Annotated in this window: 1 protein-coding gene; it reads right to left on the bottom strand. The window is 44.9% G+C overall.

Translation table 11 applies throughout. The features are described from left to right. The coding region (locus KH893_RS11670) for a beta-ketoacyl synthase N-terminal-like domain-containing protein (protein WP_281166263.1) at positions 1–532 on the bottom strand (532 nt) is incomplete at both ends.

The following is a 532-nucleotide window of genomic DNA, read 5'->3' as shown; positions in this document are numbered from 1 at the left end:
ATCTTGTTCTGTAATACCGACATTAATTGGTAATTGTCCATCACGTAATGCGCTGACAGTCGCAACTGCTTCAATCGCACCTGCGGCACCGAGTAAATGACCAGTCATTGATTTAGAACTACTTACAAGAACTTGCTGGTCCTTGGAAAAAACTTGATTAATTGCAGCTGCTTCGGCAAAATCATTGCCATGAGTAGCCGTACCATGAGCATTTATGTAACCAATTTGTTCGGCCTTCAAACCAGCTTCGTCAATTGCCAATTGCATAGCTCTAGCTGCTTGGGTTCCAGCCGGATCAGGACTCGTAATATGATAAGCATCTTCGCTGGCACCATAACCAACTAATTCGCCAAGAATTTCAGCACCGCGATTTTGAGCATGTTCAAGCGACTCTAAAATAAGCGTGCCGCCTCCTTCTCCCATCACGAAACCATTGCGATTTTTATCAAAAGGCAAAGAAGCTTTCGTTGGGTCGGTTGCCTTGGACAAGGTCGAAAGGGCGGCGAAACCGCCAATTCCAATTTCATTAATC

The sequence above is a fragment of the Liquorilactobacillus sicerae genome (assembly GCF_029916425.1).
GTDB lineage: Bacteria > Bacillota > Bacilli > Lactobacillales > Lactobacillaceae > Liquorilactobacillus > Liquorilactobacillus sicerae.
Note: the sequence above shows the minus strand (reverse complement) of the source record. Positions and strands in the feature narration are given on the sequence as shown.